The following is a 15564-nucleotide window of genomic DNA, read 5'->3' on the forward strand; positions in this document are numbered from 1 at the left end:
AACTTTGTCCTGGGTGTGGATAAACGGGGATCGCGGCTCTACCGTGGCCGTCCCCACGGGGACTCCCGCTCCCCGCCCGTCTCCTCACAGCACTCCTCACAGCACTGGAGAGACCGGTATGGCTCTGGACAGAAGGACCTTCGGACGACGACTGCTGGCCGGCGGTGTGGTCGCCGCCACCGGCACGGCAACGCTGTCGGTCGCCTCCGCCCCCTCCGCGGCGGACCCCTCCCCGCCCACGGCTCCGGCCGGCGGGCAGGTGCGCCATCTCAAGCTCTACGCCGAGAAACTGCCGGGCGGCCAGCTCGGCTACGGCCTGGAGAAGGGCAAGGCGACCGTGCCGGGACCGCTCATCGAGCTGGTCGAGGGCGACACCCTGCACATCGAGTTCGAGAACCTCACCGACGCCGACGCCAGCCTCCACGTCCACGGCGTCGACTACGACATCGCCAACGACGGCACCCGGATGACGAACAGTCACGTGGAGCCGGGCGGCACCCGCACCTACACCTGGCGCACCCACGCACCGGGCCGCCGCAAGGACGGCACCTGGCAGGCGGGCAGCGCCGGTTATTGGCACTACCACGACCACGTCGTGGGCACCGACCACGGAACCGGCGGCATCCGCAAGGGCCTGTACGGGCCGGTCGTCGTGCGCCGCAAGGGCGACATCCTGCCGGACAAGCAGTTCACGATCGTCTTCAACGACATGACGATCAACAACAGGACAGCGGGGGAGACTCCCGACTTCGAGGCCACGGTGGGCGACCGCGTCGAGATCATCATGATCACGCACGGCGAGTACTACCACACCTTCCATATGCACGGTCATCGCTGGGCCGACAACCGCACCGGGCTGCTGACCGGCCCCGACGACCCCAGCCGTGTCGTCGACAACAAGATCACCGGCCCGGCCGACTCCTTCGGTTTCCAGGTCATCGCGGGCGAGCACGTCGGCGCGGGCGCCTGGATGTACCACTGTCATGTCCAGAGCCACTCCGACATGGGCATGGCCGGTCTGTTCCTGGTGGCCAAGCCCGACGGCACCGTTCCCGGCCACACGGGCCACCACACCGCCGCGCACCACGCCCACTGAGGCCCGGGTCTTTGTCCTGTGAGTGGAGAAAGTGGGTACGAATTCCCGCGCTACTTCTTCCCACTCCCGGCAGCCGCTGCTACGTTCCCCCCGAAAGAGCGCGACGGACGTCCGGTACCGAGGCGAGGAGGGATGCGTGAGACGCATGACGGCACGACCCGCCAACGCCCACCAGGCCCGGCTGCTCCGCCTGTTGCGCGACGAGGGCCCCAACTCCCGAGCTCAGCTGGGCGACCAGGTCGAACTGTCCCGGTCCAAGCTGGCCGTGGAGGTGGACCGGCTCCTGCAGACCGGGCTGATCGTGGCCGACGGACTCGCCGCCTCGCGCGGCGGGCGCCGCTCCCACAACCTCCGGCTCGCCCCCAACCTGCGCTTTCTCGGCATCGACATCGGCGCGACCTCGGTCGACGTCGCCGTCACCAACGCCGAACTGGAAGTGCTGGGCCACCTCAACCAACCCCTGGACGTCCGCGAGGGACCGGTCGCGGTCTTCGAGCACGTCCTGGCCATGGCGGCCAAGCTCCGCTCCTCCGGGCTCGCGGAGGGGTTCGACGGCGCCGGGATCGGCGTACCGGGCCCCGTCCGCTTCCCGGAGGGGGTGCCGGTCGCGCCGCCGATCATGCCGGGCTGGGACGGCTTCCCCGTGCGGGAGGCGCTCAGCCAGGAACTCGGCTGCCCCGTCATGGCCGACAACGACGTCAACCTGATGGCGATGGGGGAGCAGCACGCCGGGGTCGCCCGCTCCGTCGGCGACTTCCTCTGCGTCAAGATCGGCACCGGCATCGGCTGCGGCATCGTCGTGGGCGGCGAGGTGTACCGGGGGGCCACGGGCAGCGCGGGCGACATCGGGCATATTCAGGCCGTACCCGACGGCCGTGCCTGCGCCTGCGGCAACCGCGGCTGCCTGGAGGCCCACTTCAGCGGCGCCGCGCTCGCCCGCGACGCCTTGGAGGCGGCCACCCAGGGACTCTCCGCCGAACTCGCCTCCCGACTGGAGACGCACGGCACCCTGAGCGCCGTCGACATCGCCGCCGCGGCCGCCGCGGGCGACACCGTCGCGCTCGACCTCATCCGGGAGGGCGGCACCCGCACCGGCCAGGTCATCGCGGGCCTGGTCAGCTTCTTCAACCCCGGACTCGTGGTGATCGGCGGCGGGGTGACCGGCCTCGGCCACACCCTGCTCGCCGCGATCCGCACCCAGGTCTACCGCCAGTCGCTGCCGCTCGCGACCGGCAACCTGCCCATCGTGCTCGGCGAGCTGGGCCAGACGGCCGGAGTCATCGGCGGCGCCCGCCTCATCAGCGACCACCTGTTCTCCCCGGCCTGACCGCGCCGCCCGGCAGCATCCCGCCGGACGGCCCGTAGGAACAGCGCGACGGAAACAGCACCGCCCGCACCACTCTGCTCTGCCCCGGTCCGCCCGTCCCACAGGCGAACCGCCCTGAAACAGGCCCGCACGCCCGCCGAGGGGGAACACATGGCACCAGAACCACCACTGCTCAGCATGACCGGCATCACCAAGGCGTTCCCCGGCGTCCGGGCCCTCGACGGTGTCGACCTCGACGTCCAGCAGGGCGAGGTCCACTGCCTGCTCGGCCAGAACGGCGCGGGCAAGTCCACCCTCATCAAGGTCCTGGCCGGTGCCCACCAGCCCGACACCGGGACCATCCACTGGCGCGGCGAACCCGTCACCCTCCGCTCACCGATGGCCGCGATGCGCCTCGGCATCGCCACCATCTACCAGGAACTCGACCTGGTGGAGCACCTGTCGGTCGCCGAGAACATCCACCTGGGCCATGAGCCCACCAGGGCCGGATTCGTCGTACGGCGGCGTACGGCACGCACCACGACGGCCGCCCTGCTGCGCCGACTCGGGCACTCCGAGATCGAACCAGGACGCCTGGTAGGGGAGTTGTCCGCCGCACAGCAGCAGATCGTCTCCATGGCACGGGCGTTGTCGCACGACGTACGGCTCATCGTGATGGACGAGCCGTCCGCCGCGCTCGACCCCGACGAGGTCGACAACCTCTTCCGCGTGGTCACCTCACTCACCGCCGAGGGCGTCGCCGTCGTCTACATCTCGCACCGGCTGGACGAGATCCGCCGCATCGGCGACCGCGTGACCGTACTGAAGGACGGCCGGGCGGTGGCCCGCGGACTGCCCGCGAAGACCACCCCGACCCGCGAGGTCGTCACCCTGATGACAGGCCGCGACGTCGAGTACGTCTTCCCGCCGCGCCCGGCCGAACCCCCGCCCCAGGAAACGGTGTTGGAGGTCAGGGGCCTCGCCCGGAGCGGTGAGTTCGACCCACTCGACCTCGTGGTGCGGCCGGGCGAGATCGTCGGCATCGCAGGACTCGTGGGCTCCGGCCGCTCCGAGATCCTGGAGACGGTCTACGGCGCCCGTAAACCCGACGCCGGGCACGTGCTCGTCGGCGGTCGGCCGATCCGGACCGGCAGCGTACGGGCCGCCGTGCGCGCCGGGATCGGGCTGGCACCCGAGGAACGCAAGGCGCAGGCCCTGCTCCTGCTGGAGTCCGTCACCCGCAACGTCTCGGTGTCCACCCTCTCCCGCTTCTCACGCGGCGGCTGGATCGACCGGCGCGCCGAGCTGGGCGCCGCCCGCGCCGCGACCCGCGAGCTGTCGCTGCGCCCCGACAACCCCGCCGTCCCCGTCCGCACCCTCTCCGGCGGCAACCAGCAGAAGGCCGTCCTGGCCCGCTGGCTGCTGCGCGGCTGCCGGGTGCTGCTGCTCGACGAACCCACCCGGGGCGTCGACGTCGGCGCCCGCGCCGAGCTGTACGCCGTGGTCCGCCGCCTCGCCGACGAGGGCCTCGCCGTGCTGCTGGTCTCCAGCGAGGTGCCCGAGGTCCTCGGCCTCGCCGACCGTGTCCTGGTGCTGCGGGAGGGCCACGTCGTGCACGAGGCACCCGCCCGCGAACTCGACGAGCACCGCGTACTCGACCTCGTCATGGAAGGAAGCCCGGCGTCATGACGCAGCCCGTCTCCCCGCCCCGGTACGACAGCGGCAAGGCACCCGCGGCCGACCCGCCCCACGCCTGGCGCACGCTCGCGGGCCGCGCCGACCTTCGCACCCTCTCCCTGCTCGGCGTCCTCGCCGTCCTGATCCTGATCGGCGGGATCACCAAGCCGGACGAGTTCCTCGACACCCGCAACCTCCAACTCGTCCTCACCCAGGCGTCCGTGATCGGTGTCGTCACCGTCGGCATGACCTTCGTCATCACCTCCGGCGGCATCGACCTCTCCGTCGGCGCGATCGTAGCCCTCGCCTCGGTCTGGGCCACCACGGTGGCGACCCAGGAGTACGGGTTCGCGGGCATCCTCTTCGCGGCGGTCGCCGTCGGCGTGGGCTGCGGCCTCGTCAACGGCCTGCTCGTCGCCTACGGCGGCATGGTCCCGTTCATCGCCACGCTCGCCATGCTCGCCTCGGCGCGCGGGCTCGCCCTCCAGATCACCGACGGACGCACCCAGATCGTCACCATCGACTCGGTGCTGAGCCTCGGCGAACGCGACGCCTACGTGCTCGGCGTCCCGCCGCTGGTCCTGGTCTTCGGCCTGGTCACCGTCATCGGCTGGCTCGTCCTGAACCGCACCACCTTCGGCCGCCGCACCGTCGCCGTCGGCGGCAACGCGGAGGCGGCCCGCCTCGCCGGGATCGACGTACGCCGCCAGCGCCTCTACCTCTACCTGCTGTCCGGACTGTGCTGCGGCATCGCGGCGTTCCTGCTGATCATCCTGGCCGGATCGGGCCAGAACACCAACGGCAACCTCTACGAACTCGACGCCATCGCCGCCGCCATCATCGGCGGCACCCTGCTCAGCGGCGGCCGGGGCACCATCACCGGCTCCGTGCTGGGCGTGCTGATCTTCACCACGATCACCGACATCTTCGCCCTGAACAACCTGCAGAGCGACGTCCAGCAGATCGCCAAGGGCGCGATCATCGTCGCCGCCGTACTGGTCCAGCGCCGCACCGCGAGCACCACCTGAGGAAAGGGTTCACCGCCATGCGACCGACCGCACCGACACCCCTGACCAGCCGCAGAGGGCTTCTCTTCGGCACCGCCGCCGTCGGCGCCGGGGCCTTCCTCGCCGGATGCACCAGCAACGAGCCCAAGGACGAGAAGACCGCAGCCGAGGACAAGCCCGCCGACGACAAGCCCGGCAAGCACGTCACCATCGGCTTCGCGGGCCCGCAGGCCGACCACGGCTGGCTCAACGCCATCAACGACAACGCCGAGCGGCGCGCCCGCACCTACTCCGACGTCACCCTGGAGATCACCGAGGGCTCCAACGACACCGCCGCCCAGATCGGCCAGATCGAGACCCTCATCAACAAGAAGGTCGACGTCCTGGTCGTGCTGCCCGCCGACGGCAAGGCCCTCACCCAGGTCGGCCTGAAGGCGATGCGCGCCGGCATCCCGGTCGTCAACCTCGACCGGGTCTTCAACACCCCCCAGGCGTACCGCTGCTGGATCGGCGGCGACAACTACGGCATGGGCCTCAACGCCGGGCACTACATCGGCGAGAAGCTCAAGGACACCCCGGACGCCCGCGTCGTGGAACTGGCCGGGCTGGACAACCTGGAGCTGACCAAGCAGCGCACCAAGGGCTTCGACGACGCCCTGAAGAACTACCCCAACATCCGCAAGGTGGCCCGCCAGGCGGCCGACTTCACCGTCGAGTCCGGCCAGGCCAAGATGGCCCAACTCCTGCAGGCGCAGCGCAAGTTCGACGCCCTGTGGAACCACGACGACGACCAGGGCGTGGGCGCGCTGCGCGCCGTGGAGCAGGCGGGCCGGGACGGCTTCCTCATGGTCGGCGGCGCCGGTGCGCTCTCCGCGTTCCAGGCCATCAAGCGGGACGACGGCGTGCTGAAGGCGACCGTCCTCTACCCGCCGACCATGTCCGCCTCCGCCATCGACCTCGCCCGCGCCCTCGGCCAGGGCAAGGGCGTCGGCGGCATGGCCGAGTACGAGATCCCGGCGTCCGTCACGCTCTACTCCGCCGTCGTCGACAAGGACAACGTCGACCGGTACATGCCCACCGGCTTCCGGTGACCGGACCTCCGCCCCACCCGCACGGCGCCACCCCGTACGAGGACGAGGAGAGGACCCACCGCATGGCACAGCCGCAGAGTTCAGCAGGACAGGGGACCCGGCCCGGTCCCCGGGGCAAGCCGCCGCTGCGCGTCGGCATGGTCGGGTACGCCTTCATGGGCGCCGCCCACTCCCAGGGCTGGCGCACGGCGGGCCGCGTCTTCGACCTGCCCCGCGAACCGGTCCTGTCCGTGCTGTGCGGCCGGGACGACGCGGCCGTGCGGGCCGCCGCTGAGCAGCACGGCTGGGCCGCCACCGAGACCGACTGGCGTGCACTGATCGCCCGCGACGACGTCGACCTGGTCGACATCTGCACCCCCGGCGACAGCCACGCCGAGATCGCCCTCGCCGCGCTCGCCGCGGGCAAGCACGTGCTGTGCGAGAAGCCGCTCGCCAACACCGTCGAGGAGGCGGAGGCGATGGCGGCAGCGGCGAAAGAGGCGTTCGAGCGAGGCCAGTTGGCGATGGTCGGCTTCAACTACCGCCGGGTGCCCGCCGTCGCCCTCGCCCGACGGATGATCACCGAGGGGCGCCTCGGGGCCGTCCGGCACGTCCGGGTGAGCTATCTCCAGGACTGGCTGGTCGACCCGGAGTTCCCGCTGACCTGGCGGCTGCGCAAGGAGACGGCCGGTTCGGGGGCGCTCGGGGACCTGGGCGCGCATGTCATCGACGTCGCCCAGTACCTCGCGGGGGAGAAGCTCGCCGGGGTGTCCGCGCTCACCGAGACCTTCGTACGCCAACGGCCGGTGCCGGAGGGCGGGTCGGGGCCCGTCACGGTGGACGACGCCGCCGTGTTCACGGGCCGGTTCGCCTCCGGAGCCCTGGGCTCCTTCGAGGCGACGCGTTACGCCACCGGACGCAAGAACGCGCTGCGGATCGAGCTGAACGGTGAACGGGGCTCCCTCGCCTTCGACTTGGAACGGCTCAACGAGCTGTCCTTCCACGACGGGACCGAGCCGGGCGCACACGCGGGATTCCGTCGCATCCTGGTGACCGAGCCCGATCACCCCTACCTGGACGCCTGGTGGCCGCCGGGACACGGCCTCGGCTACGAACACACCTTCGTCCACCAGGCCCGCGACCTCGTGCACGCCATCGCGGAGGGCCGGGGGCCCGTCCCGTCGTTCGCCGACGGACTCGAAGTCCAGCGGGTGCTGGCCGCGGTGGAGGAGAGCGCGGCGAAGAACTCCGTCTACACCCCGATCGTGTTCTGAGGAGGGCCCGGCCATGCCGCGCACGTTCACCCTGTTCACCGGCCAGTGGGCGGACCTCCCGCTGGAAGAAGTCTGCCGACTGGCCCGCGACTTCGGCTACAACGGCCTCGAACTCGCTTGCTGGGGCGACCACTTCGAGGTGGACAAGGCCCTCGCCGACCCCGGCTACCTCGCCTCCCGGCACGCCCTCCTCGACAAGTACGGCCTGAAGTGCTGGGCCATCTCCAACCACCTGGTCGGACAGGCCGTCTGCGACGCCATCATCGACGAACGCCACCAGGCGATCCTGCCCGCCCGGATCTGGGGCGACGGCGACGGGGAGGGCGTACGGCAGCGGGCGGCGGCCGAGATCGCGGACACCGCGCGGGCCGCGGCGGCCTTCGGCGTGGACACGGTCGTCGGCTTCACCGGCTCCGCCATCTGGCACCTCGTCGCCATGTTCCCGCCCGCCCCCGAGACGATGATCGAGCGGGGCTACCAGGACTTCGCCGAGCGCTGGAACCCGATCCTGGACGTCTTCGACGCCGAGGGCGTGCGGTTCGCGCACGAGGTCCACCCCAGCGAGATCGCCTACGACTACTGGACGACCCGGCGTGCCCTGGAGGCCGTCGGACACCGGCCCGCCTTCGGCCTGAACTTCGACCCCTCCCACTTCGTGTGGCAGGACCTGGACCCGGTGGGCTTCCTGTGGGACTTCCGGGACCGGATCTACCACGTGGACTGCAAGGAGGCCCGCAAGCGCCTGGACGGCCGCAACGGCAGGCTCGGCTCCCACCTGCCCTGGGGCGACCCGCGCCGGGGCTGGGACTTCGTCTCGGCCGGGCACGGTGACGTCCCCTGGGAGGACGTGTTCCGGATGCTGGCCTCCATCGGCTACCAGGGCCCCGTCTCCGTCGAGTGGGAGGACGCGGGCATGGACCGGCTCCAGGGCGCCCCCGAGGCCCTGGCCCGCCTCAAGGCGTACGACTTCGACCCGCCGTCGGCCTCGTTCGACGCGGCGTTCGGCCACTGACACTCTCCATCGGCTCCGACTCTCCCCACCGGGATGACGGCGCATCCCGGCGCACCCCCACCCACCCGTACCATCCGCTTCTTCTGGAGGCATCCGTGCACGGGAACGACCGCCCCACCGGCACCCCGACCCGCCGCCCACGTCTGCGCACCGCCCTCGCCCTCGCCTGCGGTGCGCTCCTCATCGGCGCCACCCCCGCCCTCACCGCGCCCGGCGCGGCCGCCGCCGACCGGAGTGGCGCCGCCGCCGAGGACTTCCAGCAGGTCACCCTCGCCCGCGGCGAGGCGGAGGTCGGCGAGCCCATGAGCCTCGCCGTTCTGCCCGACCGCTCCGTCCTGCACACCTCCCGCAGCGGCGAACTCCGCCTCACCGACGCCGCGGGCACCACCCGCACCGCGGGCAAGCTCGCCGTCTACTCCCACGACGAGGAGGGCCTTCAGGGCGTCGGCGTCGACCCGCACTTCACCGACAACCGGTTCGTCTACCTCTACTACGCGCCCCCGATGGACACGCCGCCCGGCGACGCCCCCGAGACCGGCACCGCCGCCGACTTCGCCCCCTTCGACGGCGTGAACCGGCTCTCCCGATTCGTCCTGAAGACCGACGGCACCCTGGACACCGCCAGCGAGAAGAAGGTCCTGGAGGTGCCGACCTCGCGCGGCATCTGCTGCCACGTCGGCGGGGACATCGACTTCGACCAGGACGGCAACCTCTACTTGTCGACCGGCGACGACTCCAACCCCTTCCAGTCCGACGGCTTCACCCCGATCGACGAACGCGCCGACCGTAACCCGGCCTTCGACGCCCAGCGCAGCGCGGGCAACACCAACGACCTGCGCGGCAAGATCCTGCGCATCAAGGTCGGCGCCGACGGCACCTACACCGTCCCCGACGGCAACCTGTTCGCCCCCGGCACCGCGAAGACCCGCCCCGAGATCTACGCCATGGGCTTCCGCAACCCGTTCCGCTTCAGCGTGGACAAGGAGACCGGCGTCCTCTACGTCGGCGACTACGGCCCCGACGCCGGTACCGCCGACCCGGCCCGAGGCCCTGGCGGCCAGGTCGAGTTCGCCCGCCTCACCGGCCCCGGCAACTTCGGCTGGCCCTACTGCACCGGCAAGAACGACGCCTACGTCGACTACGACTTCGCCACCAAGACCTCCGGCGCGGCCTTCGACTGCGCCGCCCCGAAGAACACCTCCCCCCACAACACGGGCCTGACCGACCTGCCCCCGGCCCAGACTGCCTGGCTGCCCTACGACGGCGCGTCCGTACCGGAGTTCGGCGACGGCTCCGAGTCCCCGATGGGCGGCCCCGTCTACCACTACGACCCCGCCCTGGACTCCCCGGTCAAGTTCCCCGAGGCGTACGACGGCGACTTCTTCGCCGGTGAGTTCGGCCGCCGCTGGATCAAGCGCATCGAGACCGGCGCGGACGGCGCCGTGCAGTCGATCAACGCCTTCCCCTGGACCGGCACCCAGGTGATGGACATGGCCTTCGGCCCCGACGGCGCCCTGTACGTCCTGGACTACGGCACCGCCTGGTTCGGCGGCGACGAGAACTCCGCCCTGTACCGCATCGAGAACGCCACCGACGGCCACTCGCCGGTCGCCCGGGCCGCCGCCGACAAGACCTCCGGACAGGCCGCGCTGAAGGTCCGCTTCTCCTCCGCGGGCACCACCGACCAGGACGGCGACACCCTCACCCGGCACTGGGACTTCGGCGACGGCACCAGCTCCACCGCCGCCAACCCCACCCACACCTACCGGCAGAACGGCACCTACACCGCCACCCTGACCGCCAAGGACCCCTCCGGCCGCACCGGCAGCGCCGCCGTCAGGATCGTCGTCGGCAACACCGCACCCACGGTGACCCTGCGACTCCCGCAGGACGGACAGCTGTTCAGCTTCGGTGACGCCGTCCCCTTCACGGTGAAGGTCACCGACCCCGAGGACGGCACGGGCGTCGACTGCTCCAAGGTCACCGTCAACTTCATCCTCGGCCACGACACCCACGGCCACCCGCTGACCTCCGCCAAGGGCTGCTCCGGCACCATCCGGACCAGCGCGGACGGCGGACACGACGAGAACGAGGACATCTTCGGCGTGTTCGACGCCGAGTACACCGACACCGGAGGCGGCGGCCAGGCCCCGCTCACCTCCCACGACCAGAACGTCACCCAGCCCCGCCACCGCCAGGCCGAGCACTACACCGACTCCTCGGGCGTCACCCTCCAGTCCAAGGACACCGCCCACGGCGGCAAGACCGTCGGCGACATCCACGACGGCGACTGGATCTCCTTCAGCCCCTACGCGCTCGGCAACGCCAAGAAGATCACCGCCCGGATCTCCTCCGGGGGCGTCGGCGGCACCCTGGAGATCCGCGCCGGATCGGCCACGGGCACCCTGCTGGGCAACGCCACCGTCCCGGTGACCGGCGGCTGGGAGACCTTCCAGGACGTGAGCGCCGACCTGACCCGCGCCCCGCGGGGCACGACCACGCTCTTCCTGGTCTTCAAGGGCGGCACCGGCGCCCTCTTCGACGTGGACGACTTCACCTTCACCACCGGCTGAACGGAGGTCACCCCCATGCGCACCACACGCCTGCTCACCACCACCGCCCTCGGAGCCGCACTGCTGCTCGGCTGCGTCACCGGCCCGGCCGCCGCGCAGCCCACCGCTACCGGCCGGGTCCTGGTCTTCTCCAAGACCGCCGGCTTCCGCCACGACTCCATCCCGGACGGCGTGGCGGCCGTACAGCAGCTCGGCGCCACGGACGGCCTCACGGTCGACGCCACCGAGGACGCCACCGCCTTCACCACCCGCAACCTGCGCCGCTACGACGCCGTCGTCTTCCTCTCCACCACCGGCGACGTCCTCGACGCCGCCCAGCAGCGGGCCTTCGAGGGCTACATTCGCCAGGGCGGCGGCTACGTCGGCGTCCACGCGGCCGCCGACACCGAGTACGACTGGCCCTTCTACGGCGGCCTCGCCGGGGCCTGGTTCGACTCGCACCCGGCGATCCAGCCCGCCACCGTCGTGGTCGAGGACCACGCCCACCCCGCCACCGCCCAGCTGCCCGGCCGCTGGGAACGCACCGACGAGTGGTACAACTACCGCTCCAACCCCCGCGAACGCGCCCACGTCCTCGCCTCCCTGGACGAGTCCTCCTACAGCGGCGGCACCATGAACGGCGACCACCCGATCGCCTGGTGCCAGACCTACCAGGGCGGCCGCGCCTTCTACACCGGCGGCGGTCACACCCGCGAGTCCTACGCCGACCCCGCCTTCCGCGCCCACCTGCTCGGCGGCCTCCGCTGGGCGACCGGCGCCGCCCAGGCCGACTGCCGCCCGGAGAACGGCTACCACCCCCTCTTCGACGGCACCGCCGCCTCGCTGGAGGACTGGCGACAGGCGGGGCCGGGCTCCTTCACCCTGGCCGACGACGGCACGCTCACCTCGTCCGGCGGCATGGGCCTGCTCTGGTACGCCGCCTCGGGCCTCTCCTCGTACTCCCTGAAGCTCGACTGGAAGATCACCGGGGACGGCAACTCGGGCGTGTTCGTGGGCTTCCCGCCCTCGGACGACCCCTGGTCCGCCGTGGACAACGGCTACGAGGTCCAGATCGACGCCACCGACGTACCGGAGAAGACCACCGGCTCCGTGTACGGCTTCCAGTCCGCCGACCTCGCCGCGCGGGACCGCGCGCTGAACCCGCCGGGGGAGTGGAACACCTACGAGATCCGGGTGGAGGGCGAACGCCTCCGCATCTGGCTCAACGGCACCCGGATCAACGACTTCACCAACACCGACCCGGCCCGCAGCCTGCGCGACGGCCACCTGGGCATCCAGAACCACGGTGCCGGCGACCAGGTGTCGTTCCGCGACATCCGGATCAAGGAACTGCCCGCAGGGGGCCGCTGAAACGGCGGCGGGCGGGAGACGCCGTACTCCCGCCCGCCGTCTCCCGCCCCCCGTCTCCCATCCGTGCCGAGCCCGTCCACCAGGAGGCCGATCATGTCTACGTCCCGTCCCACCGGCGTGTGGCTCATCGGCGCCAGAGGCTCGGTGGCCACCACCGTCGTCGCGGGCTGCGCCGCGATGTCCGCCGGTCTGCACCCGCCCACCGGCATGCTCACGGAGACCGCCCTGTTCGCCGACTGCGGCCTGCCCGGACTGTCCTCCCTGGTCTTCGGCGGCCACGACACGCTGGACTGCCCCCTGCCAAAACGTGCCGAGGAACTCGTCGCCGGAGGCGTCCTGCCCCCCGGCCTGCCCGCGGCCGTCGCGGCCGAACTCACCGCCGCCGACGACGAGATCGCCCCCGGTGGCCCGCTCCCCGACGACGACCGTGACGAGCAGACGCTGATCGAGGCGTTCGCCGCCGACATCCGCGACTTCACCACCCGCCGCGCCCCGGCCGGGACGGTGGTCGTCAACGTGGCCTCCACCGAGCCCGCCCCCGACGGCGCCGCCCTCCCACCCAGCTCGCTCTACGCGGCGGCTGCCCTGCGGGCGGGCTGCCCCTACGTCAACTTCACCCCGTCCACCGGCCTCCACCACCCGTCCCTGGCCGCCGCCTCGGCCGACAGCGGCCTGCCGTACGCGGGCCGGGACGGCAAGACCGGCCAGACCCTCCTGCGCTCCGTACTGGGCCCCATGTTCGCCCAACGCGCCCTCGCCGTACGGGCCTGGTCCGGCACCAACCTGCTCGGCGGCGGCGACGGCGCCGCACTGGCCGACCCCGCTGCGGCCGCCGCGAAGAACGCGGGCAAGAAACGCGTCCTGGCCGACACGCTCGGCACCACGGTCCAGGGCGAGGTGCACATCGACGACGTGCCCGCCCTCGGCGACTGGAAGACCGCCTGGGACCACATCGCGTTCGACGGCTTCCTCGGCACCCGCATGATCCTGCAGACCATCTGGCAGGGCTGCGACTCCTCCCTGGCCGCCCCGCTGGTCCTCGACCTGGCCCGCCTCACCCTCCGCGCCCGCGAGGCGGGCCTGTCCGGACCGCTGACCGACCTCGGCTTCTACTTCAAGGACCCGGTGGGCGACGGCCCGTCGGCCCTCGGCGACCAGCACACGGCCCTCGGTCGCCTCGCGACCCGGCTCCGTGCGGGGGAGGCACGGTGACGGGGGAGGGGCGTCCGGGTGCCTCCGAGACCCCGCTTCCTGACCGGGTCAGGAGCAGCCGGTCCACCGCGTGGGCCGAACTCCTGCGACTACCCGCCCTGTTCACCGTCCCCGGTGACGTCCTGGCCGGGGCGGCCACGGTCTCCGGCCGCCCCGGACCTCGTACCGCGTGGGCCATCGGCTCCTCCCTCTGCCTGTACGAGGCGGGAATGGCGCTCAACGACTGGGCCGACCGCGCCGAGGACGCCGCCGAACGCCCCCACCGCCCGCTGCCCTCGGGCCGCGTCCGCCCCGCCGCCGCGCTCACCGCGGCCTGCGCCCTGACCGCCACCGGCCTGGCGCTCGCCGCACGCGCGGGCCGACCCGCGCTCGCCGTCGCCGCGCCCCTGGCCGCGACCGTGTGGGCGTACGACCTGGGCCTCAAACGGACCCCGGCGGGCCCCGTCGCGATGGCGGCGGCCCGGGCGCTGGACCTCCTGCTCGGCGCCGCCGCCACCTCGGGACGCGTCGGGCCCGCGCTCTCCTCCGCCGCCCTGCTCGGCACCCACACCTTCGCCGTCACCACGGTCTCCCGCAACGAGACCCGGGGCGGCTCCCCTCTCACCCCTCTGACCGCGCTCGCCACCACCGGCGCCCTGACGCACCTCCTGACCCGACGCCCACCACCCACCGCGAGCCGAACCCCGCCGCACACGGATCGGACGAACCCCGCCCGATCCGGCACCCCTTCAGTGGCCCCCGGCGGGCACGCCCTGCGTGTGGCCTGCGCCCTCGCCTACGCCGCCACCGCCGCCCGCCCCTACTTCCACGCCGCCCTCAACCCATCGCCCCCACTCACCCAGAAGGCCGTCGGCGGCGGCATCCGCGCCACCATCCCGCTCCAGGCCGCGCTCTCGGCCCGATCCGCCGCCCCGGTCAGCGCGCTGACCACCGCGGTGCTGGCCCCATTGGCCGCTCGGTTCGCCAGGAAGGTGAGCGTGACATGACGCCCGAGCCCGCCATCACCGACGCGCCTGACGCCCTCCGCTTCGGCTACGGCACCAACGGCCTGGCCGACCTCCGCCTCGACGACGCCCTCGCCCTGCTCGCCGACCTCGGCTACGACGGCGTGGGCCTCACCCTCGACCACATGCACCTCGACCCGCTGGCCCCCGACCTCGCCGCCCGCACCCGGCAGGTGGCGCGCCGTCTGGCCGCGCTCGGCCTGGAGGTCACCGTGGAGACCGGCGCCCGCTATGTCCTCGACCCGCGCCGCAAACACGGACCCTCCCTCCTCGACCCTGACCCCGCCGACCGGGCCCGCCGCGCCGATCTGCTGATCCGGGCCGTGCGGATCGCGGCCGAACTGGGCGCCCACGCCGTGCACTGCTTCAGCGGCACCCTCCCGCCCGGCACGGACGAGAGGACGGCGTGGGACCGGCTGGCCGGGACCCTCACCCCGGTGGTGGAGGCCGCCATCGCCGCCGACATCCCCCTCGCCGTCGAACCCGAGCCGGGCCACCTCCTCGCCACCCTCGCGGACTTCCACCACCTCCGCCACGCCCTCGGCGACCCGGCCCACCTCGGGCTCACCCTCGACATCGGCCACTGTCAGTGCCTCGAGCCCCTCCCTCCCGCCGACTGCGTCAGCGCCGCCGCACCCTGGCTGCGGCACGTCCAGATCGAGGACATGCGCCGCGGCCGACACGAGCACCTGCCGCTCGGAGACGGCGAGATCGATTTCCCCGCCGTCCTCGCGGCCCTGGCCGCCACCGGCTACCAGGGCCTCACCGTCGTCGAACTGCCCCGCCACTCTCACGCGGGCCCCCACTTCGCCGAAACCTCCCTGCCCTTCCTCAAGGCCGCCGCCCCCGCCACCCGACCCCCGCTCACCTCGGCGATGAGCCCCGCCAGCCCGTCGGCCGACGCTTCCCGCACCGACTGGTCGCCCGTCACCAACCGGGCTGCCCCACGCACGAGCAGCACGGCGACCTCCGCTCCCCGCACC

11 protein-coding genes and 1 pseudogene are annotated in these 15564 nt (G+C 72.4%); all 12 read left to right on the top strand.

What is annotated here, in order from left to right; translation table 11 throughout:
- The first annotated feature begins 124 nt into the window (after window positions 1-124).
- Window positions 125-1096, top strand: coding sequence for a multicopper oxidase domain-containing protein (locus ACIPPM_RS21250; protein ID WP_401450160.1), 972 nt, complete (start codon window positions 125-127; stop codon window positions 1094-1096).
- Between the two features lie 145 nt (window positions 1097-1241).
- Complete coding sequence (locus ACIPPM_RS21255) at window positions 1242-2423, top strand: ROK family transcriptional regulator (RefSeq protein WP_401450008.1); 1182 nt, start codon at window positions 1242-1244, stop codon at window positions 2421-2423.
- 150 nt (window positions 2424-2573) lie between these two features.
- Window positions 2574-4091 carry a sugar ABC transporter ATP-binding protein gene (locus ACIPPM_RS21260; protein ID WP_401450011.1) on the top strand — a complete coding sequence of 506 codons (1518 nt, stop codon included), beginning with the start codon at window positions 2574-2576 and terminating at the stop codon, window positions 4089-4091.
- On the top strand, window positions 4088-5107 hold the full coding sequence (locus ACIPPM_RS21265; protein WP_401450013.1) for an ABC transporter permease: 1020 nt from the start codon (window positions 4088-4090) through the stop codon (window positions 5105-5107). Before ACIPPM_RS21260 ends, ACIPPM_RS21265 begins: the two co-directional genes overlap by 4 nt.
- A 17-nt stretch (window positions 5108-5124) precedes the next feature.
- Window positions 5125-6177, top strand: coding sequence for a substrate-binding domain-containing protein (locus ACIPPM_RS21270; RefSeq protein WP_393592724.1), 1053 nt, complete (start codon window positions 5125-5127; stop codon window positions 6175-6177).
- A 62-nt stretch (window positions 6178-6239) separates the two neighbouring features.
- Window positions 6240-7430 (top strand): Gfo/Idh/MocA family protein, encoded by a 1191-nt coding sequence (locus ACIPPM_RS21275; RefSeq protein ID WP_401450016.1) that lies wholly within the window; start codon window positions 6240-6242, stop codon window positions 7428-7430.
- A 13-nt stretch (window positions 7431-7443) separates the two neighbouring features.
- Window positions 7444-8442, top strand: a complete 999-nt coding sequence (locus ACIPPM_RS21280; protein WP_401450018.1) for a sugar phosphate isomerase/epimerase family protein — start codon at window positions 7444-7446, stop codon at window positions 8440-8442.
- Window positions 8443-8537: 95 nt separating this feature from the next.
- Window positions 8538-11015: a PQQ-dependent sugar dehydrogenase gene (locus tag ACIPPM_RS21285; protein WP_401450020.1), complete on the top strand. Its 2478-nt coding sequence runs from the start codon at window positions 8538-8540 to the stop codon at window positions 11013-11015.
- A 15-nt stretch (window positions 11016-11030) separates the two neighbouring features.
- The gene (locus tag ACIPPM_RS21290; protein ID WP_401450023.1) at window positions 11031-12365 is read left to right on the top strand and encodes a ThuA domain-containing protein; all 1335 of its coding nucleotides are present in this window, start codon (window positions 11031-11033) and stop codon (window positions 12363-12365) included.
- 93 nt (window positions 12366-12458) lie between these two features.
- Window positions 12459-13577, top strand: a complete 1119-nt coding sequence (locus ACIPPM_RS21295; protein WP_401450026.1) for an inositol-3-phosphate synthase — start codon at window positions 12459-12461, stop codon at window positions 13575-13577.
- On the top strand, window positions 13574-14563 hold the full coding sequence (locus ACIPPM_RS21300; protein ID WP_401450029.1) for an SCO3242 family prenyltransferase: 990 nt from the start codon (window positions 13574-13576) through the stop codon (window positions 14561-14563). Before ACIPPM_RS21295 ends, ACIPPM_RS21300 begins: the two co-directional genes overlap by 4 nt.
- A pseudogene (locus ACIPPM_RS21305) lies at window positions 14560-15471 on the top strand (sugar phosphate isomerase/epimerase family protein); the annotation flags it as partial. The gene ACIPPM_RS21300 and the pseudogene ACIPPM_RS21305, both read left to right, overlap by 4 nt.
- Window positions 15472-15564 lie beyond the last annotated feature (93 nt).

The sequence above is a fragment of the Streptomyces sp. NPDC090119 genome (assembly GCF_044747085.1).
GTDB lineage: Bacteria > Actinomycetota > Actinomycetes > Streptomycetales > Streptomycetaceae > Streptomyces.